This window comes from Paenibacillus terreus (genome assembly GCF_042138595.1).
GTDB classification, from domain to species: Bacteria; Bacillota; Bacilli; order Paenibacillales; family Paenibacillaceae; genus Paenibacillus; species Paenibacillus terreus.
Genome location: NZ_JBHIRX010000014.1, coordinates 95801 through 116852, shown reverse-complemented (window position 1 = coordinate 116852; position 21052 = coordinate 95801). Strand labels below are relative to the sequence as shown.

Genomic DNA, 21052 nt, shown 5'->3' with positions numbered 1-21052 from the left:
GCTCTGCTGAAAGCTAATGCCTTCTCTAATCTTAACAAAAAGCTTATGTAAAATCCAATGATGTCCATGAAAATTTTCATTTATTCATCTTTTTATGTTTGACAACAGCAGGTCGGGAGCGGCCATAGACAGCTGCTTAAGCCTGCTCTCCACTTCATTCATCCAGCGGGTATCCCCTGAATCACTGGCATAACGGTATAAATCGAGCAGTAAATTAATGCGTTCCTGTCTGGCCTCCTCCAGCGGCTGCTCCCACTCCTCAAGCTCCTGGTCTTCCGTGTTCATGAGCACCTGCCGAATGACATCCGCCCATTCGTGGATTTCCGCGAATGAAATTTGCTTTATTTCAGCTTCCTTGTCTGATTTCTTGATGAGCTTCTTGATATCATCCGCCACCTGCATCGGTACTTCACTTTCAGTGCAGGAAAGGCAGGTCAGCACCGGCACATGCCTGATCTCCATCTTTCGTCCGTAAACCAAAGTCCTAAGTTCCAGGTTCATGCTTGCGCCGCATTCACAAAGCTTGCGCATTTTAACACCCCATTAAGCATCATTTGCAGTTTTATGTATCTGTATATCTCTAATTTCAATTCGACCTTTCCAGCCTTGATTCCTTCTCTATACAAAGAATTGAACAAATTACCATAGGAGCTCGAAATAACCATGTCTTTTTCTGTCGAATCAACTCGGCCATAAGAAAAACGTTTATCGACGTAATTCACAGAAGACAGACCGCATTTAGCGGAAGTTTTTCTTGCGATGATGGAATTGTTCAGCTCCGCTGAAAACTTATAAATTCTATCATCTAAAAGAACTGTGCCAGCCTGAAACATGGACTTGTGCTGACATTTTTCTTAAAATGAAGTGGATTGGCATTTCAGGAACAAACTTCGGAGAGGAAGTGTGTAAAATGAGGCTTGCAGGCAAGAAAGTGATCGCCCTGGTCGATGAGGAATTCGAGGATCTTGAGCTTTGGTACCCGGTGTACCGGGTTCGTGAAGAAGGCGCCGAGGTTCATCTCGCAGGTGCTGAGAAAGGCAAAACCTATACCGGCAAGTACGGGGTGCCCGCAAAGGCGGATTATGCTTTTGAAGAACTGGACAGCAAAGACTATGACGGCATTCTCGTCCCGGGAGGCTGGGCGCCGGACAAGCTGCGCAGGTATCCCAAGGTGATACAGCTCGTACAGGAAATGCACAGGGACCGGAAAGCGATCGGCCAAATCTGTCACGCGGGCTGGGTGCTTATTTCCGCCAAAATTCTGGACGGAGTAACCGTAACTTCCACCCCCGGCATACGGGATGATATGGAGAATGCTGGCGCCCTATGGAAGGATGAAGCCGTGGTCCGGGACGGTCATATCGTCTCCGCCCGCCGCCCACCCGATCTCCCGCCGTACGGCCGAGCTTTCTGTGACCTCCTGGCGGAATTGCCAAATTGAAATCATTCAGCCTTATTAGAAAGGACCTCAAGCTCCACTTGATTGCGGAGCCCGAGGTCCTTCTGATCATTTTACGGGATATTGTCGTTCTGCGGATTCAACGGAACGCTGCTCGCTGCTGCCGCAAGTTTTTGCTCGATCAAGGCGGCATTGGACAGCTTCATGCATTCCTGAGCGGTGCGCCGCGCATCTGCAGCCGTCGTATTCAGCAGCCGGTGCTTGACACGAAGCAGAGACTGCGGCGACATGCTCAGCTGCCGGATACCAAGCTCCAGCCAGAGCGGGATGGAACGTTCGTCCCCGGCCATTTCCCCGCATACGCTGACACTGATGCCCGCCCCTTTGGCTGCCTCGACCGTCATGCGCAGCATGCGAAGCACCGCCGGATGAAAGGGATTGTACATATGGGCAATCTGCTCATTCATGCGGTCGACCGCCAGCACGTACTGCACCAGGTCATTCGTGCCAATGCTGAAAAAATCCACCTCTCGCGCCAGCTCTCCGGCAATGAGGGCAGCAGCGGGAATTTCGATCATAATCCCTTTTTCCGTATTTTTGTTATAATCTGCGCCACGTTTGTCCAGTTCCTCCATCGCCTCCGCCAGAACTGCCTTGGCCTGCAACAGCTCCTCGACGGAAGAGATCATGGGAAACAGTATTTTGACCTGACCAAAGGCGCTTGCCCGCAGAATGGCGGTCAGCTGGGTTTTGAACAGATCCTTGCGGTCCAGACTGATGCGGATACCGCGGTAGCCAAGGAAAGGATTCTCCTCTTCCTGCAGCGGCAAATAATCGAGCTGCTTATCTGCTCCGATATCAAGGGTGCGAATGACGATCGGCTGCCCGCCGGCCTTCTCGGCGACAAGCCTGTACACGTTAAACTGCTCCTCTTCACTGGGAAAAGCCGGCCGATCCATATACAGGAACTCCGTCCGGAACAGCCCGACACCCTGGGCGCCGTTTTTGATGGCTGTCTCCATATCCTTGACCGAGCTGATATTGGCGGACAGCCTGATCTTCTCCCCGTCCTTCGTAATGGCCTCTACGGAAGCCAGCAGCTGAAGCTGCTCCTTTTTGCGCTGCTGCTCATTTCGCAGCTCATTATAACGCTCCAGAACAGCCTGCTCCGGATTGACGTACACCCGCCCGTTGTCCCCGTCGACAATCATCATATCCCCGGTTTGGACAGGCAGGTTGCTGCTGCTTTCCAAACCGGACACTAGCGGAATGCCCAGCGCCCTGGCCATGATGGCTGAATGGGAGGTTTTTCCTCCGCTCATCGTCACAATGCCCAGAACATTGCCTGGATTCAAATGCGCAAGCTGCGAAGGTGACAGCTCCTTCGCTACCAGAATGTAAGGCTGTGTATCCTTCGGAAGCGTGACCTCGGGCGCACCCAGCAGATGCTTCAGCAGACGGTTGCCGACATCCTTGATATCCATGGCCCGTTCCTTCATATATTCATCGTCCAGCAGATCAAACATGGCTACAAAATGGTCGATGGCTTCCTTCACCGCCACCTCGGCCGCTTTGTACTGCCGTTCAATAATGCCGTGAACCTCATTCATAAAGGCCGGATCGTCCAGAATGGCCAAATGCGCGTCAAAAATACTGGACTCCTCCGGTCCGACCATTTCACGAAATTCATTTTTGATCGACTTGATTTCATCCTTGGAAGTACGAATGCCTTCATACAATCTTTCAAATTCCTTGGCTAAATCCACCGGGTCCATCTTCTGCTCCGTCAGGTCCCATTCCCAGCTTGGCAGGACAAATGCCTTGCCGATCGCAACGCCCGCGGCGGCGCCAATGCCGTCTATCATGATTCTACCCCTCCAACATTCCTATCGTGCAGTACAACGGACATCACCGATGCCTGACCTTTTTTTACATGCTTAAATGGAGCGTAGCTCCAGGATTTCACACGGTCCGGATTCGTGATCACCATCGGCGTCGCGAGCGAAGGAGCCTGTTCGCGGAGTGCCTGCAAATCAAATTTGATCAGCAGCTGCCCCGGCTCCACCGTATCTCCCGCCTCCACGAGGGCGTTAAAGTGGCCCTTGAGCTGGGACGTATCAATTCCGATATGCAGCAGCACCTCAATCCCCTCAGGGGTTGAGATGCCGATGGCATGCATGGTCGGATAAATATGCATAACCGTGCCGTGCACAGGCGACACCAGCTCCCCTTTTTCGGGGATAAAAGCAACCCCGTCCCCGACCAGCTTGGCCGCGAAAATTTGATCAGGCACCTCCTGGATCGGCAGCATTTTGCCCTGCACGGGAGCGTTGAACATGACCTGCGGAAGATCCCGCTCCATCAGCTTGGCGATTTCCTCGCGGATCAGCTCCGAATAGGTGCCGAATACGACCTGAACATTGCCGCCGCCCAGCTTGATCAGCCCGGCGGACCCCAGCGCTTTCATGGCGCCCGAATCGATCAGACGGTCATTATGCACCGTAAGGCGCAGCCGGGTGATGCAGGATTGAAGCTGAATGATATTTTCCTTGCCGCCGAGCGCCTCCAGAATCAGTGGAGCCCTGTAAGGGATGCCCCCGGCCCAGTCGTCCAGCATGGAGCCTTCCTCCCTGCCCGGTGTTGGAATCCGGAATGTCCGGATGGCCCAGCGGAACAACACATAATACACAAGCCCGTACGCCACCCCGACGGGAATAAGCAGCCATGCGTTATGGGACAGGTGAAAGTTGAGCACATAATCGATAAACCCCGCCGAATAGGAGAATCCGTGCCTGATGTCCAGCGCATAGGTAATCCACATCGCAATTCCGGATAAAACGGCATGCAGCAGAAACAGATAAGGTGCCGCGAACAGGAACGCAAACTCAATCTGCTCCGACACACCGGTCAGGAAGCACACGAATGCGGCGGTCAGAAACGTTTTTCTGATTTTAGGCTTCAAATCCTCCCTGGCCTCATGTATGATAGCCAGCGCAATGGCCGGCAGGGCAAACATCATGATCGGGAACAAGCCGGACATGAAGTACCCTGCAGTCGGATCTCCGGCAAAAAAGCGCGGCAGATCCCCCTGTACCAGATTCCCGTCGGGAGTCTCATATGTACCGAGCTGAAACCAGAATATATTGTTAAGCAAATGATGCAGCCCGAAAGCAACCAGAATCCTGTATAAGACGCCATACAAAAAAAGACCGAAGCCGCCCATAATGCTTTCCATGGAGGCGAGATGCACAAGAGCGCCCTGCAGCACAGGAGCGATGCCCAGCATCAGAAAAGCGAATACGGCCGAAAATAGGCCGATAAACAGCAGCACGAACCGTGATCCGCCAAAAAACTGCAGCACCTCCGGCAGCTTGATGCTTTTGAACCGGTTATGCGTATACCCGGATATAACACCCAGAATAATCGCGATCAGTGTGGCGGGATGCACTGTCCCGCTTCCGAAATGCTTCGTTACCTGATCATATATCGCCATTCCGGCCAACGCGGCCAGTCCGGCCTGCCCCGCCTGATTGGACATACCCAGCGCGACGCCGACAGCAAAGATGTATGGCAAAAAATTAAAAATGCCGTGACCTGCGGCTTCAGCCACTTCACCAACGGCAGGCAGCCCCCAGCCTGCCCAGGGAAGGCTCGCCAAACTCAGGAGAATAGCCGCTGCCGGCAGTACCATCGTCGGAAGCATAACGGCACGCCCCAGCTGCTGAAGCGATCCGAGCCAGTTCATGGCGATCCTCTCCTTTCTACCAATGATGGTAAGGTGTAGGGAAGTATTTGTCAAAGCTATAGTGAATCATTTTGGTATCGGTATCCATTATTGCCCCCACGCTGAATGCCAACACACGTCATTTGTGTAAAATGCGAAAGTCGACGATATTGCCGTAAGTGAAAAGAAGAAAAAGGGAGCCGGCCGGCTCCCTTTTGAAATTAGAGTATTAGACACCTGACGGAGCGTTGGGACGGACAGGCCGCGTGATGGCTTCCTCCACCTTGATGCAGCGGTCCATAATCACGGTCATTCCGTGTTCGTGGGCGATGGCGGCGGCTTCCTCGCTTACAATGCCCTGCTGCAGCCATAATGTCCGGGCATTGATCGCCGCCGCATCCCTCGCTACATCCGCGCAATATTCGCTGCGGCGGAACACGTTCACCAAATCGATTGGCTCTGGTACATCCTGCAATGACGCATAACAGGTTTCACCCAGGATTTTCTGGCCCGCTGCCGCCGGATTGACAGGAATGATCCGGTAGCCCCTGCTCTGCATGGCTCCCGCAATCATATAGGAAGTACGGTCTGTTTTATCCGACAAGCCCACTACCGCGATATTGCCCACCTGCTCCAAAATTCGCTTGATTTCTTCTCGTGACGGATTTTCAAAAGCCATGGAATATTCCCTCCTTATCACTTATGCCGCATTATTATTTTACCCATTCCACATTGGCGCCAAGAGCGGTCAAATGCTCAAAATATTGCGGATAGGATTTCGCCACATGATGCGCGTCCCGGATGACGAGCGGCTGCTTTGCCCGCAGGCCGACTACCGTCAACGCCATGATGACGCGGTGATCAAAGTGCGCGTTAATCTCCACGCCGCCTTCCACACCCTCCGGACGGCCATGGACAATAATTTCCGCTTGCCGCTCTTCCACCTTCGCTCCCGCTTTCGCCAGTTCAGCGAGGTAATCCGTGATGCGGTCACATTCTTTGTAGCGCAGGTTTTCCACGTTATAAAAGCGGGAGGTTCCCTCGGCAAACACAGCCGCAGCCACCATAGCCAGGACAGCATCTGTCGCCGCATCGCCGTCGAACTCAACCGCCTTGAGCTTGCCGTTCCCCTGTACATGCACGGTATCGTGTTCATGCGTCAACGGCACGCCCATCATTTGCAACACATCCACAATCGCGCGTTCTCCCTGTTTGCTGTGTACCATCAGGCGTTCAACCGTTACATCCGACTGCGTTACGGCAGCCGCCGCAAGGATCGCGGCGCTTCCCGGGTAATCGCCTTGCACCGTGTAGCTGCGCGCCTGATAAGACTGACGGCCCGGCACCTTGAATGACATGTAATCATCGCTCGCCTGGATCGTGATTCCGGCCTGCTCCAGCACCTCCAGAGTCTGGCCGATAACGACCTTGGACTTCAGGTCATTCAGCACTTCGATCTCGCTGTCCTCCTCCAGCAGAGGGGTCAGGAACAGCAGCGCACTCAAATATTGCGAGCTGACCGAGCCGGATACTGTGATCTTTCCGCCCTTTGGCTGCCCACCCTTGATCCGGATCGGAAGCCGGCCTTGCTGATGCTCCACTTCCACGCCCAACTGTCCAAGCGCATCGATCAGATCGTCATGCGGCCGTTTTCCCAGCGATTCCGGATATGTATTGACAAAGGTCACGTCGGGAAGGAAGGACGCAATACCCATGAGAAAACGAAGCACCGCTCCCGCGTTGCCCACGTTCAGCTCAGATACATGGCGCGGATGGCTGCCGAAGCCTGTAATGACGATTTTCTCATCATCTTCTTCAAGCACGGCACCCAAATCCTTGATGCAGCGGCGCATGGCATCGCTGTCTTCGCTATGGGCAGGATAATAAATCGTACTTGTGCCATCCGCAAGCGCGGCCGCCAGCAGATAACGGGTGGTGTAGTTTTTGGAGGACAAAGCCCCGAATTGTCCCTTGAGGGAAGGTGTAGATTTTACGATAACATCCATTTTCAATAAGCTCCTTCGGTCTGAATTCGCGTAAAGATCGTAAACTGTATCCGTTGACAGCACGGCTTCCGCTTGTCTACACTGTTTATAGTGCGCTTATGCTTATCATCATACAATTGCACAACCATTTAGATAAATCCAAGGAAAAGAGGTCTCACATATGAATCCGATCCCTCAAATTGAACCCGCCAAGCTAAGGCAGCGCCTTCAGGCGGGGGAACAGCTGAATCTGATTGATGTCCGGGAGGATGAAGAGGTGGCCGCCGGCATGATTCCGGGCGCCAGACATATTCCCATGAATCAGATTCCCTCAAGACTGGAGGAAATCGACCCGGACCAGGAAGTCATCTTTATCTGCCGCAGCGGCTACCGCAGCGAACGGGTCTGTGAATATCTGCAGCAGCACGGTTATGATAACTGTGTCAATATGACCGGCGGCATGCTGCAATGGTGGAACGAAGAAGAGTAACCGGACGCTCCACCCGGACGAACCATTCCTTAAATCGCTGCTGCCCCGGATTTTTTTCAATTATTTTAAAGAGAATAAAATTCGGGGGCAAAGGCGAATTCTTCGCTTTTCCAGAATTGCTTCGTTCCCTCCGCTGCATCCAGCGTGTCCCTGCCTACAAAACACAAGGAGTTCACTTTTTCGTCCACTAGCATTGCATTAACTCCTGCACAAGACAACTTTTAGGCCCCGATCCTTTCCGGATCTCCCGCAAAAGCTCAGGTTTTCGAGCCAATATAGCGCCCACCGGAAATCTAACGGTTGTAGCAGCTTCTATTTTACGAAAAAAGACCTTTACTAAATTCTAAGGGTTGTGACAGCTGTTATTTGCCTTAATATAGGCAAAAATATTCGGGCAAAGTGAATTAAGCGCCATTGCAACCGTTACAATTTAAAATCAACGTTCTTGGAACCAATAGCGGTTGTGGCAACCGTTAGAATAGTTTCGTGGTTAGAAATGTACCATCTTTGTCAGATTTGTTGCAACGCTAGTGTTTTTCATCAAAGAACTTGCCTTTAAAAGCTTAGACGCGGTAATGCGCTAAAATCAATTCAACCACTTTGCCCGCGCCCACACCCGTCGTATCAATCGTAACGTGGGCAAATGAATAAGCATCCTTGCGTTCCTCCATAATCTTCCGTACCCGGCCTTCCACATCTCCTGCCAGCAGCGGTCTGTCCGCTGACGATCTGACTCGCTCCACGATGCTTTCAGCTTGTGCCGACAAGGCCACAACATAGCCGTTATTGAGCATTGCCCGGCAGTTTCCCTCTCTCAGCACAGCACCGCCTCCGGTCGCAACCACCTGGCCGTTGTCTTCCAGTACCTTGTGCAGCACGGCGGTCTCCGCATCCCTGAAGTAGTCCTCGCCTTCATTGGCGAAGATATCGGGTATGGTTCGTCCCTCCCGGCGCTCCAGCTCCACGTCCAGATCCACCATACGATACCCCAGCTTCTCCGCAAGAAGGGCCCCAACGGTAGACTTTCCCGTTCCCATCATGCCAATCAGAATGAGGTTCCGGTTCTGAGCCGCATTTTCCACGTATGACACCCCTCTGATCTATAAAACTTTCACATATCATAACACAGGGCCGAAACTTAAGACAATCCGGGTATACGAGCAAAATAAAGACCCGATACAGCCTCTGCCTTTCAGGCTGCATCGGGTCTTGGTCAGAACATGAAGCTTAGAACCACTGATGGTGGAAGACGCCTTCCTTATCCACACGCTTGAACGTATGGGCGCCGAAATAATCACGCTGTGCCTGCAGCAGGTTCGCCGGGAGACGCTCCGTGCGGTAGCTGTCATAATAAGCCAGCGCGCTGGAGAAACCGGGAACCGGAATGCCGTTCGCTACAGCGGCGGAAATCACTTTACGCCATGCTTCCTGATACGTTTCCACAATATTCTTGAAGTACGGATCGAGTAGCAGGTTTTTCAGCCCGGAATCACGGTCGTAGGCATCCTTGATGTTCTGCAGGAACTGGGAGCGGATAATGCAGCCACCGCGGAAAATCATGGCGATATTTCCGTATTTCAGATCCCAGCCATACTCATCGGAAGCTGCGCGCATTTGGGCGAAGCCTTGGGCATAGGATACGATTTTACTTGCGAACAGCGCCTTGCGCACGTTCTCGATAAACTCTTTTTTATCGCCGTCAAAGGCGGCTGTCTCAGGACCGCTGAGCACCTTGCTGGCAGCAACACGCTCTTCCTTCATGGCCGAAAGGAAACGGGAGAATACGGATTCGGTAATCATGGACAGCGGCACGCCCAGATCCAGCGCGCTTTGGCTTGTCCATTTGCCTGTACCCTTCTGGCCGGCAGAGTCCAGAATAACATCCACCATCGGCTTGCCGGTTTCTTCATCGTATTTCGAGAAGATGTCGGCCGTAATTTCGATCAGGTAGCTGTCAAGCTCCCCTTTATTCCATTCCGTGAAAATTTCGTGCAGTTCGTCCGCGCCCACATTCAGCACGGATTTCAGCAAATGATACGCCTCGCAGATCAGCTGCATGTCGCCGTACTCAATGCCGTTATGCACCATTTTCACATAATGTCCTGCACCATCAGGACCGATATATGTACAGCATGGGTCCCCGTTTACTTTTGCCGAAATGGCCGTCAAAATCGGTTTTACCAGCTCATAAGCACTTTCCTGCCCACCCGGCATAATGGCCGGCCCCTTCAAGGCTCCTTCTTCACCGCCGGATACACCCGTGCCGATGAAACGGAGGCCTTTCTCCTCCAGCATTTTGCTGCGGCGCTGGGTATCAGGGAAATAGGCGTTGCCGCCGTCAATAATGATGTCGCCTTCGTCCAGATGAGGAATAAGCTGTTCAATGGTTGCATCCGTCGCTTTGCCCGCCTGAACCATGATCAGAATTTTGCGGGGTGATTCCAGGGAGGCTACGAATTCCTCAATGGAAAAGGTTCCTGTGAGGTTCTTTCCTTCCGCTTCTTTTAACAGATCATGCGTTTTCTCGGGCGAGCGGTTGTATACCGAGACACTGAACCCTCTGCTCTCAATGTTAAGGGCCAGGTTTTTGCCCATTACGGCCAGACCAATCACACCAATTTGCTGTTTTGCCATCTGGTTCCTCATCCTTTGCAACTGTATTTTGTGAAATCACGTACAACTATATTTTACCGTTTTTGCGCAAAGAAGTGAACCCCCGCTTCTGCGCAGAGGAAAACACCTCATTTGCATGAGGTGCAAGTAAAGCGCTGTTTATCCCTCCAGCATCAGCAGCTGTCTGGACAGTTCCTTCAGCCGGCTGCGGCAAATGTCAGCCTTTTCTTTATTTCCGGCCTGCAGCGCAGACCATAACTGCTCCAATCCGTCATCCACCTCCATCCTGGCCAGCTGAAGCCGCAATTCTCCCTCTTTTGAAGCGAGCATCTCCTCAAGCTTCTCGGTCGACAGCTGTACCCCTTTCTGAAACAGAACGCGCTGTCTGAATCCGTTCACTTCCACAAGCCGGATCACCTCGCCGAATAAAATATTTTTCACCAGGATGTGCTGATCCTTGATGCGCTTGACAATGGCATGGCCGCGTGTAACCCCAATCAGATTTTCCAGCCATTCCGCCAGCTTCTCATCCTTGATCAAATAATCCCCCGCTAATTTGTAGTGACCGGTGCGCAGCAGCTGAAAACGGAGCTTCACCAGCTTGCGTCCCGTACGGACCGATAAAATAAGACTTTCCTCATCCTCGCTCCAATATAAAGAGTAGCCTTCCTGAATGAGGTCCTTGATCAGATTGTGGATATGCCGGCGGCTAAACCGGAGCTCCAAATTGCAGTATTCCACTTCGCAGCTCTTATTCACGGCATTCCCTCCTTTGTGAGATCCGGATCAAGACTGCGCGGCAGGAAACGGCTGCGCCGTATGATCTTTTCCTTACTCTATTTTATACTTCATATTATGTAAGGGTACTTGGTTATTTGACTAAATTTGCTTAGCCATGCCCGGCTCATTTTTAAGATACGGCCAAGCCCCCGGCTGTATGCTATAATCAGGGTTGTTCCGGTTAAAAATAAGCGGAATCGGGCAAGACAGGAGGAGAAGGAATGACGTTCACCGGTTTTAACGAGCAGGATTTCGACGTATTTGAAGTGCCTGGCCTGGAGGCCAGAATGGAAGTGCTGATCCGCAACGTGCGGCCGAAGCTGGAAGCCATCGGGGAAGAATTGACCCCCTATATGACCGGCCTGTGCGGCGAAGAGATGTTCCCCCATGTCGCCAAGCATGCGCGCCGTACGGTAAATCCGCCCAAGGATACCTGGGTTGCATGGGCGCCAAGCAAGCGGGGGTATAAAGCGTATCCTCATTTTGAAGTAGGCATGTTCGCTTCCCACCTCTTCATTGTGTTCGCTATTATATATGAAAGCCCGAACAAGGAAGTGTTCGCCAAGCAGCTGGACAAGCAGCTCGGAGCCATCCGCAGCCACTTGCCGGGCAATTATTACTGGTCCACGGATCATATGGCGCCGCAGGGCACTTCTCATGCGGAAATGACGGAGGAGCAGTTCCAGACCTTGATCCACAAGCTCGCCAATGTCAAAAAATCCGAAGTGGTCTGCGGTCTCAGGCTTGAACGGGATGACCCTCGTGTACAGAACGGAGAACAGTTGCTGAAGCTGGTCCGCTCCACTTTCGAACAGCTGCTGCCTCTGTACAAAATGGCTGGCCATCCGGAATAACCCCGGCTACATACCGCAGCAACATAAAGAAGCGTTCTTCCCCACCGGAGATGAACGCTTCTTTTGTTTTGTATGTTAGTGCGTGTTCAAAAAGTCAGGTTTTCAGCACCGAGAAGGTTGAATGAAGATAGGGACTGAGGAGCGGAGCGTACATAAGGTACGTGAGCACCGGAAGTCCCGGCTGAATTCAAGATTCGATGTCGAGTCCGCTTCCTGAGTTCCTTAGTGATCAAAAGATGACTTTTTGAACTACCTCTGTTAGGAGGCTGTGCTCTTGCCCCGGTATGGACGACGCTCAAGCAGCAGATGGCAGATGAACAGCAGCAGCATCACAACACCGCTCGTAATGAATGGGGCCGTATGCCCGACATGGTCCCACAGTGTGCCGGAGACAATCGGTCCGACAACCAGCCCCGAGCCCTGCAGTGTAAGAAAAAAGCCCCATACCGTGCCGCGTTCGCTTCCCGGAACCAGGCCGGCAAGAAACGTATTCCATGCCGGGAGAATCAGGGCATAGCTTAAGCCGACGACACACACGGCCAGAAATATCATGGGAATCGTGGAAATGCCCGCAAAGGTAAACAGCGTAAGTCCCGCAAGAGCAAAACCGACATGCAGAAAATAGCGCGGTCCGAACCGGTCCACCAGTTTGCCCAGGGGAATGAGCGCAAGTACGGTTATACCGCCGCCAGCAACGAGCAGTGCGCTGTACATATTGGGCGAAATGCCCAGATCCGTTCTGGCATAAAGGGTAAGCACCGGGCTAAGCAGCCCGAGGACAAAGGACTGCAAGAACAGCGCCGGATAAATAAGCGGGTTGACCTTCAGATTGGTTTTGATAAAATCCAGCGTACTTTTCATGTTGTCCGTGATTTGCCGCAGCTTTCTATCCAGAGTCAAAGCCGCTCTCCCCGGATTGTTCGTTTTTCCGTGTACGGCTGCTTCCTTTGTCGGTTTGCGTCCAGGCAGCAGCAGTGCCACCAGCAGCATCAGAATGGAACAGCCGGTCAAAACCATAAACACAATGCCATACTCTTGCCCTGTGCTGGCTGTGACGAAATTCATGACGATGGGTCCAAGCCCCGTTCCGCCCAGCACAGCAATTTCAAGTGTGCCCATCGCCCTTCCGTTGCTGTTGCTCGGCCCCGAGATCTCCGTCGTCCCGGTCATGGCGCAAGGCCAAAGCGGAGATGTGCCGATTCCCAGCAGCAGACAGGCCAGCACCAGCCAGAAGGAGCTTGAAAAAAAGCTCATCATCAGCACAGCCGCAATTGTCACAATGAGTGCCGCTGCCATCGTGCCCCTGTACCCCAGCCGTTCGGCCAGCCACCCCGCCGGCACGCGGAACAGATTATCGCCGAGATACTGCAGCGAGAAGGCAAGGCCGATGATCCCGGCGGAAAGGCCCAATGTGTCGCCCATATATACAGGCAGTATGGAGACAAGCAGCGATCCCTTCAAAAACTCCACCAAAAAAACGAGTACCCATAGAGCTATAAAAAAGGGCGACAGCAGCCGCCCTGCTGCTTGTTTACCGATATTTTCCATCTTCTTCACATCCTGCTCCAGTTGTTCTAAAATCCGCAAAAAGCATTTGTTTGCATTCCCGCTTCATTTTGCTATACTCAATTTTGTTTATAAACCGCGTATCGCTCCAAAATACGATACAAAAAGACAATAACAAGACGACGTGCCGTAAGCAAACATCAGGCGCGCGTTCAAAAGAAAGGTTGTGACAAAATCTGATGGATCACCGCCAGACACCGCTGTTTACCGCATTGAAAAAGCATGCAGACAGCAATCCGATTCAATTTCACATCCCCGGTCATAAAAAGGGAATGGGAACCGACCGGGAATTCCGCGAGTTTATCGGGGATAACGCCCTCTCCATAGATTTGATTAATATTGCGCCGTTGGATGATCTGCATCAGCCGACCGGCGTCATTGAGCAATCACAGATTTTGGCTGCCGATGCATTCGGTGCGGATTATACGTACTTCAGCGTGCAGGGCACCAGCGGTGCGATCATGACCATGATCCTGTCCGTCTGCTCGCCTGGCGATAAAATTATCGTACCGCGCAATATTCATAAATCGGTCATGTCCGCGATTATTTTCTCAGGCGCAAAACCTGTCTTCGTCTCTCCTGCCAGAGATGAAAATCTCGGCATTGATCACGGCATTACGACAAGTTCGGTCCGCCGCGCCCTGGAACGCCATCCGGATGCCAAAGGCGTGCTGGTTATTAATCCGACCTATTTCGGCGTGTGCGCCAATCTTAAGGAAATTGTCGATCTTGCCCACAGCTTTGATGTGCCGGTGCTCGTAGACGAAGCCCATGGCGTGCTGATCCATTTCCACCCTGATCTGCCGATGTCCGCCATGCAGGCCGGAGCCGATATGGCGGCAACGAGCGTACACAAGCTTGGCGGCTCCATGACACAGAGCTCCGTGCTGAATCTGAATACGAAAAACGGTTATGTGAACCCGCAGCGTGTGCAGACGATCATCAGTATGCTGACAACCACTTCTACGTCTTATATTTTGCTCGCATCCCTCGATACGTCACGGCGCAACCTGGCCCTGAACGGACATCAGATGGCACAGCATGCCATCGACCTGGCCCAGTTCGCGCGCAGCGAAATCAATAAGATTCCGGGCTTGTACTGCTTTGGTGATGACATTCTCGGCGGTGAAGCAACTTTTGACTATGATCCGACGAAGGTGACCATCCACGTCCGCCATCTCGGCATCACCGGATATGAGACGGAAAACTGGCTGCGGGAGCATTACAATATCGAAGTCGAGCTTAGCGATATGTATAACATTCTCTGCCTAATTACTCCAGGTGATACACAGGAATCCGTGCAAACGCTGCTGGAAGCTCTTAAGGAGCTGTCCTCCCAATACTACAAGGATGGGCAGGCCCACGAGCTGGTTGTAAAAATTCCGGAAATTCCACAGCTGTCCCTCATCCCGCGCGATGCATTTTACGCGGATACCGAGGTTATTCCTTTTAAAGAATCGGCTGGACGCATTATTGCCGAATTTATCTACGTGTATCCGCCGGGCATTCCCATTCTGCTGCCTGGGGAAGTGATTTCACAGGAAAATATCGACTACATTGTGGAGCACGTCGATGTCGGCCTTCCCGTTAAAGGCCCGGAAGATCGTTACATTAATCAGGTCAAAGTCATCGTCGAAGCCGATCCGATCTTCTGACCTTAAATTTGAAAGAGCCAAGCCTGCGGGCTTGGCTCTTCGTGTGGCCGGCTTGTCTCCCGCATGGTGCAAACGGGGTGGCGGCTTATGAAAAGAGGCCCCTTCGCGGGGCCTCTGCAGGCCGTACGGCCTGGTGCTGAATTAGTCGTTGTACTCCTGAACCAGCTCGTTAAACACTTCTTCAACACGCTTCCATTCTTCTTCGTCTTCAATATTATAAAACACCATCTCTTCGTTCTCTTCCTCAACACGAAGAATGATGCCATCCGCTTCAGGGTTTCCTCGTTCAAGCAAGAGAGCATAAAGCTGATCATCGACGTCAAACGTCTCGACCAGTACAACCTCCACGTCATTGCCGTTCTCATCCGTCACGGTAAGAATCAGTTCTTCATGCTCGTGGTCATGATCATGGTCGTGGTCGTGATGATGTCCGTCATGCTCATGTTTGTGATCAGTCATCCATATACCTACCTTCAGTTGGTTTGTTCTTCCTTCCGTATCGTAACATGATCCGGGTGGGAAGGTCAATTTTACCATGCCCCCGCAGCTGTTCAGGAATCCAGTGCCGTAATGACCTTTTCGGAAATCAGCTTGAAGCTGCTGGTCGGTGTTTCCTTAATATAAAAGCCTACTCTGTATTTGCCGGCTTTGTTGAAATCATACGTAAAGTCATTCGTACGGAACCAGAAATTATCCTTCTGCTTGCCCGTAATTTCCTGGGACTGAATATCCTTCACGTTGCCATCCGGGTCCGTAATCGCGATTTTGACAGCTACAATATCTGTGGTCAGGCTGTCAATCTGGGAAAATACGTTAAATTTCAGTTTCCCCTTGTTCACGTTCCCGAATACAGTATCTCCCTTGAACAGGAAAATATGAACGTTAGGCTGTTCAAACTGGACTTTGCCGGTAGATGAGTCATAGCTTACCAGGCCGTTAAAATCCCGGATCGGCACATATGTCGTACCGTCGATCACATACCCGCCCTCTTTGACTTCCTGTCCGTTTATAATTAATTTGACTGGCTCCTGACCGCTTGCTTCGGCGGACAAGACAGATCCTCCCAATGTAGAAAAGGCCATGGCCAATACCAAAACTTTTGTCCACTTCATTTTCTTTATGTCCCTCCATCCATCTTCTGTTGTAAATTTATACTTTGCAAATCTCTACAAGTTGCGCTGTTCCGCTCACAAAATTGCCACTTTTGTCATGGATGGTTTTGCCTGTACCTGTAACCATGTTAATATAACAGGTAGTCCCGAATACCCGGATTTCACGGAATTCGGTTAACAGAACGACAAGGAGGCTTACGGATGACATTAAAGCTGCAGATGCTGGGTACTGGCAGCGCCTTTGCCAAGATGTATTACAATAATAATGCGCTTCTGGACAGCGGTGAAGCGAAGCTGTTGATCGACTGTGGAATCACCGCCCCACTCGCTCTTCATCAGATGGGGCTGCCGATCACGGAGCTGGATGCCGTTCTAATCACTCATATTCATGCCGATCATGTGGGCGGGCTTGAGGAAATGGGCTTTCGCATGAACCTTATTCACGGGCGCAAGCCGGTATTGTATTTGGCGGAGGCGCTCATCGAACCGCTCTGGGAGAATACCCTAAAGGGCGGGATGCAGCAAAAAGGCATGATCGAACGGATGGAGGACGTGTTCGAAATCAGGCCGCTCGTGCCGGGGCGGACCGCCGACCTTGTGCCGGGCATCCGGGCCGAGCTTATCCCCACCAAGCATATTCCCGGCAAGGACAGCTACTCCCTGTACATTAATGAGCGGTTGTTCTACAGCGCGGATATGACCTTTAACCCTGAGCTGCTGAATGAGCTGGTTCAGGAACGCGGCTGCAAAGCAATGCTGCATGAGGTGCAGCTGCTCGGCGAAGGGGCTGTGCACACCACCCTGGATGAGCTGCTCAGCCTGCCGCCGGAGCTGCAGCGGATGATTCATCTTATGCATTACAGTGATGAAATAGAGACATTCCAGGGACGTACGGGCGAGATGAAAATTTTGGAGCAGCAGCGCGTCTATGATGTGGAGAAAGAGCTGGAAGTATAATTAGGATGGTAGTGTTATTGGGATAGTAGCATGGTGATCGGATCGATGAAAGCCGCAGAAACGATTCGTTTTCTACGGCTTTCATATTATTTAGATGGGATGAAGATTTCTTCCCCGAGTTGGATTACAGCTTTTTACGCATCCGTACGTGTGGGATTCCCGCATCATCGAATGGCTCGTCGGAGATCGTTTCATAGCCGAGCTTCTTGTAGAACACCTCCGCTTGGCACTGGGCGTCCAGCAGCGAATAACGAAGACCAAGCTCCCGCGCTCTCTCCTCCATGGCGAGCAGCAGTACCCGCCCGTAGCCTTTGGAACGGTAGTCCTTCAGAACAGCAATCCGCTGCATTTTGGCCGTCTCGTCATCATAAATCGTCACTCTTCCGGTCGCAACCATCTCCCCTTCATCCTGAATCAGAAAATGGTGCGCCGTCCCGGTAAGGCGGTCATGCTGGTCAATCTCCTCTTCCATCGGCACATTCTGCTCCTCAACGAACACCTTGGTACGAATAGCCAGTGCCTGTTCAAGCTGCTCCTCGGTCGTTACAGTTACAATTTCAGCCGCCATGATCTTTTTATCCTCCTACTGTCTATGTATGAATAGCATTAAACCACGTAAGCTGAATTATAATACAAAACCGACCGGGAAGGTAATGGTGTACCTTCATGGTTAGAGCAGCGAAAGAGAATGACAGAATTCCCTCGTATCTATTTAATCTGTTTGGAAAAGTGAAATTTATTCAGATAGGCTATTGACACATGGAAAGCTTTCGGGTAATATCAATCTTACCGCGACAAATAAATTTGATCTGTTAGCTCAGCTGGGAGAGCACCATCTTGACAGGGTGGGGGTCAGTGGTTCGAGCCCACTACAGATCATACTTCTCAAAACAATAAAGAACCCCTTGCTGAGCAAGGGGTTCTTTATTGGCTTTAAAAGGATCTTGTCTAAGACAAGCCTCCAAATATTAGGCAATTTAGGCAATAATATGTTTTAAATCAGTAGCAAGGTAAACACTCAACCCAGAATTTGGACCTGCGGGTAAACGATCGACTCCAATGTTTGTTCTCAAATCTTTAAGTAAACTCCGTGGTAAATTTAGTATACAGGAAGAGCAATCACGAGATAGACCGTTTCTGTCAACGGGATCTACTGTGTTGAAAGAAAATACAAGACTCCCCTCCATGGAGACATATTGGGGGAGTTTTTTGGCCATCGTTTCAATTATCACTCTTTCTTTAGTGAACATACTATGGAACCAATTTGAATATCCTCCGCTTTTACTTTCTTACCGATAGAAATTCCTATATTTTTTTTATTAGCCAACGAAGTTGAAATCTGAATTGAATGAACCGTATATGCAGTTTCTTGACCATCGTTTTTTAAGAGTATTTTATCTCCTATCATTGTTTCAATTTCGGGATACGTCAAGGAATCAAGCTCAGGATTTGCACCTACTAAGATCGTTCCTTCTTCCTTGTGGTCAAAAGCGAGGCTAACAGTTATAATTTTTTCCACCAATATAAACTCCTTTATCTTTCATCAATATATAGTTTATCTTTTACGTCTCGAATCCTCAAACCGCCATGATGTAATCTTGTAATTGCATCCCTAAGCAGAGTTATTCTTTCCGTAGATGTCAAATCAGGAGCAAACCTAGCTGCCCTAATACTAGCTTGTGCTTCATCAAGAGCGAAATTAATTTTAAATGCATCTGCATCAAGTCCATATAATTCAAATGCTCTTCCCGCTTGGTAAGCCTCATAATGGCCTACAATCTCATGTGCCACTGTTGCTTTGCCTGTTACTCGGGAATTCGCACTGAGTGTGCCTATTCCCGCTTGTTCCGCAGGTAACACATCTGTATTTATGATAAACCGATCATACATCATACCTGTATTCCATTCATCATAAAATCCGGGCCTGCTTATAATCATATTTTCTTCCGGAAAACCTAGGGATTTTGTGTAATCCATTAATTCTTTCTTTTGAATGTCGGTTAGCGGGAATTCATTTCTCAATCCATCAGAAGAGATTTGTCTTAACTCACTTGCCCCTTCATATTTCACTGAACCATCAATTACAGTCTTAGGTCTAATGATTGCCTTAGTTGTTATGCCCCCGGTTACTAATCCGGCTGTGCCAATGATATTAGCCATATGTTCAGTCGACCAAGCATTCTTAGGAAATATTGTTTCTCTAATAGTACCATGCACCCCGAATGTCATAGCATTAAAAAAGTCGTTAGGAGAGTTAAACATGTTATTTGCTCTCTCTACATAAGCCTGGTAAGCACCTTTGGGAATGCCTGCAGAAGCAAAGTCAAGGAATCCCCAAAATGAATCAAACTTCTTTTCATATCGCTCATCAAAACCCGCTTTTATGTCGCTGCCAAGTTGTTTTAAGCTATCAGCGGACTTCTCAAGGGCATTTCGTGTGTCTGGTAAAGGAGATGCACAAGAGTTTGCTGGCGGTGGTAAGCATCTTGAATCCATGGAGCCGATTCGGGATTCATCTGCTAATCTGAATTTTTCAGCATGCTCTTTTAATCGCTGTGAAATAGAAGCGGTTAATAACACAAGGTTTTCCATGTTCTTTGTAGCTAATTGAAAATCATCATAGAATCGTTGTTTTGTAGTACCTTCCCAATTTGCTACCATAAATGACATTTGTGATATCAAATGAGCATTCATGTTTTCGATTAATACTTTGGCGTTGACAAATTGCTTGGATACCTCTTGGAGGTGGTCTGGACTTACTTTAATGATGGTCATAGTTCCCTCAACGTTATTATTGTTCCCTCTATATTACTATTAAATTTCCATTTTTATGTAGTAACTATTTTACTAAAAAAGCATTACCTTAGTCGTATATCTACTATTCTTGTTTCTTTAGTTTTGTATGTGCAGCAAATCCATCACAATCTTTAATATTATTCGGGCTTCAGCTATAATCGGGCTTGTATGTTTCTTGTAAATATTGCATATTATTTACATTATTACAAATAATTGCTCAAATTATCTCATAAAAAGACCCGAGATATCGATCCTGGTACCTATCGAAGCGACGGAAGCGGAACTTACTGGACCCGGTTAAAGAATTTTGCAGAAGACGGGATCATTGCTGTTAACAAGACTAAATCAGGCCAAGCTATTGTAACTATCAAACCGACAGATAAAGGTTTTATGACACAGGGAGGAGCAACCTGGACCAAGATCAAATGGTGCAATAACCTTAAAACAAAAGCCTCGGGTAAAATCCCGAGGCTCCTATATATTTATTGAATATCAATAAACATCATTCCCAATAACATCCCATAAAACTTATTTATCCCCATATCCAGAGGATCATCCGCCAATAGCTGTAGCAGTAAAGATAAGCGGTCCAACAACTGTAAAAGCAGAGGTTGGGTCAACATTTTCAAGAGCGAGCTGATAATTCAGAACACCGAGGTTAGTGTTGCCATCCAGGGCTAAAGCATTAAAGAGATAAAAGTTTTCGGTAATTCCAAGCGAGACTTCCAATCCTACTTCTGCATTATATATCTCTCTTCCAAACTTTAAAATACGCACTATAATTCTAGGAACACCAGTAGTTACTTGTACCCCAAAGTTTGCTTTTAACTCAACTCTAGCGTTTTGAAAAGAAGCCGGATTTGCCGGATCAAGGTTTACGGACGTAGTTGCAATCGTACTTCCGACTCTACCATTAAATACAATATTTGCACCGCCAACGTTAGGGGCCACTAATGTTGAACCATAGTTAATTAGTGTCGCCACGCTTTATCAACTCCCTTCAAATTTATAATCTATTCTATGTAATTGTTTAAAGAGAGCGTAGACTTAATGCTTAGCAGTATAGCACATATTTTTAACGCTTAAAGCGCTCATAATAGTGCAATCTGGAAGTTTTACTT

The 21052-nt window shown here is 49.9% G+C and carries 23 protein-coding genes and 1 tRNA gene; 7 read left to right on the top strand and 17 right to left on the bottom strand.

The window, feature by feature from the left end:
- Positions 1–84: 84 nt before the first annotated feature.
- The gene (locus ACE5KN_RS22125; RefSeq protein WP_375524120.1) at positions 85–501 is read right to left on the bottom strand and encodes a hypothetical protein; all 417 of its coding nucleotides are present in this window, start codon (positions 499–501) and stop codon (positions 85–87) included.
- Positions 498–833: a hypothetical protein gene (locus tag ACE5KN_RS22120; RefSeq protein ID WP_375524119.1), complete on the bottom strand. Its 336-nt coding sequence runs from the start codon at positions 831–833 to the stop codon at positions 498–500. The genes ACE5KN_RS22125 and ACE5KN_RS22120 overlap by 4 nt, the downstream gene beginning before the upstream one ends.
- Before the next feature lie 77 nt (positions 834–910).
- Here ACE5KN_RS22120 and ACE5KN_RS22115 point away from each other — a divergent pair, with 77 nt between their 5' ends.
- A complete protein-coding gene (locus ACE5KN_RS22115) occupies positions 911–1441 on the top strand; it encodes a type 1 glutamine amidotransferase domain-containing protein (RefSeq protein ID WP_375524223.1) in 531 nt (176 codons plus the stop codon).
- A gap of 71 nt (positions 1442–1512) precedes the next feature.
- On the opposite strand, the gene ptsP is transcribed toward ACE5KN_RS22115, so the two are convergent.
- The 4 genes from ptsP to aroA all read right to left on the bottom strand — a co-directional run bounded on the left by ptsP (position 1513) and on the right by aroA (position 7129).
- Positions 1513–3264, bottom strand: coding sequence for a phosphoenolpyruvate--protein phosphotransferase (ptsP, locus tag ACE5KN_RS22110; RefSeq protein WP_375524118.1), 1752 nt, complete (start codon positions 3262–3264; stop codon positions 1513–1515).
- On the bottom strand, positions 3261–5144 hold the full coding sequence (locus ACE5KN_RS22105) for a glucose PTS transporter subunit IIA (protein ID WP_375524117.1): 1884 nt from the start codon (positions 5142–5144) through the stop codon (positions 3261–3263). Before ACE5KN_RS22105 ends, ptsP begins: the two co-directional genes overlap by 4 nt.
- A gap of 208 nt (positions 5145–5352) precedes the next feature.
- A complete protein-coding gene (locus ACE5KN_RS22100; protein WP_375524116.1) occupies positions 5353–5802 on the bottom strand; it encodes a CoA-binding protein in 450 nt (149 codons plus the stop codon).
- Between the two features lie 34 nt (positions 5803–5836).
- Positions 5837–7129 carry a 3-phosphoshikimate 1-carboxyvinyltransferase gene (aroA, locus tag ACE5KN_RS22095; protein ID WP_375524115.1) on the bottom strand — a complete coding sequence of 431 codons (1293 nt, stop codon included), beginning with the start codon at positions 7127–7129 and terminating at the stop codon, positions 5837–5839.
- A 160-nt stretch (positions 7130–7289) separates the two neighbouring features.
- Between aroA and ACE5KN_RS22090 the strand changes: the two genes are divergently transcribed.
- On the top strand, positions 7290–7598 hold the full coding sequence (locus ACE5KN_RS22090) for a rhodanese-like domain-containing protein (protein ID WP_375524114.1): 309 nt from the start codon (positions 7290–7292) through the stop codon (positions 7596–7598).
- Positions 7599–7663: 65 nt separating this feature from the next.
- Here the strand turns inward: ACE5KN_RS22090 and ACE5KN_RS22085 are convergent, their stop codons facing one another.
- The 4 genes from ACE5KN_RS22085 to ACE5KN_RS22070 all read right to left on the bottom strand — a co-directional run bounded on the left by ACE5KN_RS22085 (position 7664) and on the right by ACE5KN_RS22070 (position 10970).
- Positions 7664–7792: a hypothetical protein gene (locus tag ACE5KN_RS22085; RefSeq protein WP_375524113.1), complete on the bottom strand. Its 129-nt coding sequence runs from the start codon at positions 7790–7792 to the stop codon at positions 7664–7666.
- Between the two features lie 369 nt (positions 7793–8161).
- The gene (locus tag ACE5KN_RS22080; protein WP_375524112.1) at positions 8162–8680 is read right to left on the bottom strand and encodes a shikimate kinase; all 519 of its coding nucleotides are present in this window, start codon (positions 8678–8680) and stop codon (positions 8162–8164) included.
- Positions 8681–8825: 145 nt separating this feature from the next.
- Positions 8826–10232, bottom strand: coding sequence for an NADP-dependent phosphogluconate dehydrogenase (gnd, locus tag ACE5KN_RS22075; RefSeq protein WP_375524111.1), 1407 nt, complete (start codon positions 10230–10232; stop codon positions 8826–8828).
- A 138-nt stretch (positions 10233–10370) separates the two neighbouring features.
- A complete protein-coding gene (locus ACE5KN_RS22070) occupies positions 10371–10970 on the bottom strand; it encodes a YkzI domain-containing protein (RefSeq protein ID WP_375524110.1) in 600 nt (199 codons plus the stop codon).
- Positions 10971–11212: 242 nt separating this feature from the next.
- On the opposite strand from ACE5KN_RS22070, the gene ACE5KN_RS22065 reads away from it, so the two are divergent.
- Positions 11213–11845, top strand: a complete 633-nt coding sequence (locus tag ACE5KN_RS22065) for a YktB family protein (protein WP_375524109.1) — start codon at positions 11213–11215, stop codon at positions 11843–11845.
- A 258-nt stretch (positions 11846–12103) separates the two neighbouring features.
- Here ACE5KN_RS22065 and ACE5KN_RS22060 read toward each other — a convergent pair whose 3' ends face one another.
- Positions 12104–13393, bottom strand: coding sequence for an MFS transporter (locus ACE5KN_RS22060; RefSeq protein WP_375524222.1), 1290 nt, complete (start codon positions 13391–13393; stop codon positions 12104–12106).
- A gap of 197 nt (positions 13394–13590) precedes the next feature.
- On the opposite strand from ACE5KN_RS22060, the gene ACE5KN_RS22055 reads away from it, so the two are divergent.
- On the top strand, positions 13591–15066 hold the full coding sequence (locus ACE5KN_RS22055; RefSeq protein ID WP_375524108.1) for an aminotransferase class I/II-fold pyridoxal phosphate-dependent enzyme: 1476 nt from the start codon (positions 13591–13593) through the stop codon (positions 15064–15066).
- Between the two features lie 141 nt (positions 15067–15207).
- Here ACE5KN_RS22055 and ACE5KN_RS22050 read toward each other — a convergent pair whose 3' ends face one another.
- Both ACE5KN_RS22050 and ACE5KN_RS22045 read right to left on the bottom strand, forming a co-directional pair.
- Positions 15208–15525: a DUF1292 domain-containing protein gene (locus ACE5KN_RS22050; RefSeq protein ID WP_375524107.1), complete on the bottom strand. Its 318-nt coding sequence runs from the start codon at positions 15523–15525 to the stop codon at positions 15208–15210.
- 92 nt (positions 15526–15617) lie between these two features.
- Complete coding sequence (locus ACE5KN_RS22045) at positions 15618–16178, bottom strand: copper amine oxidase (RefSeq protein ID WP_375524106.1); 561 nt, start codon at positions 16176–16178, stop codon at positions 15618–15620.
- Between the two features lie 201 nt (positions 16179–16379).
- Here ACE5KN_RS22045 and ACE5KN_RS22040 point away from each other — a divergent pair, with 201 nt between their 5' ends.
- Positions 16380–17135: an MBL fold metallo-hydrolase gene (locus ACE5KN_RS22040; RefSeq protein WP_375524105.1), complete on the top strand. Its 756-nt coding sequence runs from the start codon at positions 16380–16382 to the stop codon at positions 17133–17135.
- A 124-nt stretch (positions 17136–17259) separates the two neighbouring features.
- On the opposite strand, the gene ACE5KN_RS22035 is transcribed toward ACE5KN_RS22040, so the two are convergent.
- Positions 17260–17703, bottom strand: coding sequence for a GNAT family N-acetyltransferase (locus ACE5KN_RS22035; RefSeq protein WP_375524104.1), 444 nt, complete (start codon positions 17701–17703; stop codon positions 17260–17262).
- A gap of 238 nt (positions 17704–17941) precedes the next feature.
- Between ACE5KN_RS22035 and ACE5KN_RS22030 the strand changes: the two genes are divergently transcribed.
- Positions 17942–18014: transfer RNA gene (locus tag ACE5KN_RS22030), tRNA-Val, on the top strand.
- 349 nt (positions 18015–18363) lie between these two features.
- Here ACE5KN_RS22030 and ACE5KN_RS22025 read toward each other — a convergent pair.
- Together ACE5KN_RS22025 and ACE5KN_RS22020 are read right to left on the bottom strand one after the other, a co-directional pair.
- Positions 18364–18654: a hypothetical protein gene (locus ACE5KN_RS22025; protein ID WP_375524103.1), complete on the bottom strand. Its 291-nt coding sequence runs from the start codon at positions 18652–18654 to the stop codon at positions 18364–18366.
- 14 nt (positions 18655–18668) lie between these two features.
- A complete protein-coding gene (locus tag ACE5KN_RS22020; protein ID WP_375524102.1) occupies positions 18669–19910 on the bottom strand; it encodes a WXG100 family type VII secretion target in 1242 nt (413 codons plus the stop codon).
- A gap of 234 nt (positions 19911–20144) precedes the next feature.
- On the opposite strand from ACE5KN_RS22020, the gene ACE5KN_RS31175 reads away from it, so the two are divergent.
- On the top strand, positions 20145–20420 hold the full coding sequence (locus tag ACE5KN_RS31175; protein WP_511215705.1) for an Rv1352/Rv1906c domain-containing protein: 276 nt from the start codon (positions 20145–20147) through the stop codon (positions 20418–20420).
- A 63-nt stretch (positions 20421–20483) separates the two neighbouring features.
- Here the strand turns inward: ACE5KN_RS31175 and ACE5KN_RS22015 are convergent, their stop codons facing one another.
- Positions 20484–20915: a hypothetical protein gene (locus ACE5KN_RS22015; RefSeq protein ID WP_375524101.1), complete on the bottom strand. Its 432-nt coding sequence runs from the start codon at positions 20913–20915 to the stop codon at positions 20484–20486.
- Between the last annotated feature and the right edge of the window lie 137 nt (positions 20916–21052).

What these genes read in the sequence shown, in the direction of transcription:
- ACE5KN_RS22120 (WP_375524119.1), bottom strand. Translation starts at nt 833, where the DNA reads ATGTTTCAGGCTGGCACAGTTCTTTTAGATGATAGAATTTATAAGTTT.
- ptsP (WP_375524118.1), bottom strand. Translation starts at nt 3,264, where the DNA reads ATGATAGACGGCATTGGCGCCGCCGCGGGCGTTGCGATCGGCAAGGCA.
- ACE5KN_RS22125 (WP_375524120.1), bottom strand. Translation starts at nt 501, where the DNA reads ATGAACCTGGAACTTAGGACTTTGGTTTACGGACGAAAGATGGAGATC.
- aroA (WP_375524115.1), bottom strand. Translation starts at nt 7,129, where the DNA reads ATGGATGTTATCGTAAAATCTACACCTTCCCTCAAGGGACAATTCGGG.
- ACE5KN_RS22085 (WP_375524113.1), bottom strand. Translation starts at nt 7,792, where the DNA reads ATGCTAGTGGACGAAAAAGTGAACTCCTTGTGTTTTGTAGGCAGGGAC.
- ACE5KN_RS22115 (WP_375524223.1), top strand. Translation starts at nt 911, where the DNA reads ATGAGGCTTGCAGGCAAGAAAGTGATCGCCCTGGTCGATGAGGAATTC.
- ACE5KN_RS22020 (WP_375524102.1), bottom strand. Translation starts at nt 19,910, where the DNA reads ATGACCATCATTAAAGTAAGTCCAGACCACCTCCAAGAGGTATCCAAG.
- ACE5KN_RS22045 (WP_375524106.1), bottom strand. Translation starts at nt 16,178, where the DNA reads ATGAAGTGGACAAAAGTTTTGGTATTGGCCATGGCCTTTTCTACATTG.
- ACE5KN_RS22105 (WP_375524117.1), bottom strand. Translation starts at nt 5,144, where the DNA reads ATGAACTGGCTCGGATCGCTTCAGCAGCTGGGGCGTGCCGTTATGCTT.
- ACE5KN_RS22040 (WP_375524105.1), top strand. Translation starts at nt 16,380, where the DNA reads ATGACATTAAAGCTGCAGATGCTGGGTACTGGCAGCGCCTTTGCCAAG.
- ACE5KN_RS22055 (WP_375524108.1), top strand. Translation starts at nt 13,591, where the DNA reads ATGGATCACCGCCAGACACCGCTGTTTACCGCATTGAAAAAGCATGCA.
- ACE5KN_RS22035 (WP_375524104.1), bottom strand. Translation starts at nt 17,703, where the DNA reads ATGGCGGCTGAAATTGTAACTGTAACGACCGAGGAGCAGCTTGAACAG.
- ACE5KN_RS22100 (WP_375524116.1), bottom strand. Translation starts at nt 5,802, where the DNA reads ATGGCTTTTGAAAATCCGTCACGAGAAGAAATCAAGCGAATTTTGGAG.
- ACE5KN_RS22050 (WP_375524107.1), bottom strand. Translation starts at nt 15,525, where the DNA reads ATGACTGATCACAAACATGAGCATGACGGACATCATCACGACCACGAC.
- ACE5KN_RS22060 (WP_375524222.1), bottom strand. Translation starts at nt 13,393, where the DNA reads ATGGAAAATATCGGTAAACAAGCAGCAGGGCGGCTGCTGTCGCCCTTT.
- ACE5KN_RS22065 (WP_375524109.1), top strand. Translation starts at nt 11,213, where the DNA reads ATGACGTTCACCGGTTTTAACGAGCAGGATTTCGACGTATTTGAAGTG.
- gnd (WP_375524111.1), bottom strand. Translation starts at nt 10,232, where the DNA reads ATGGCAAAACAGCAAATTGGTGTGATTGGTCTGGCCGTAATGGGCAAA.
- ACE5KN_RS22090 (WP_375524114.1), top strand. Translation starts at nt 7,290, where the DNA reads ATGAATCCGATCCCTCAAATTGAACCCGCCAAGCTAAGGCAGCGCCTT.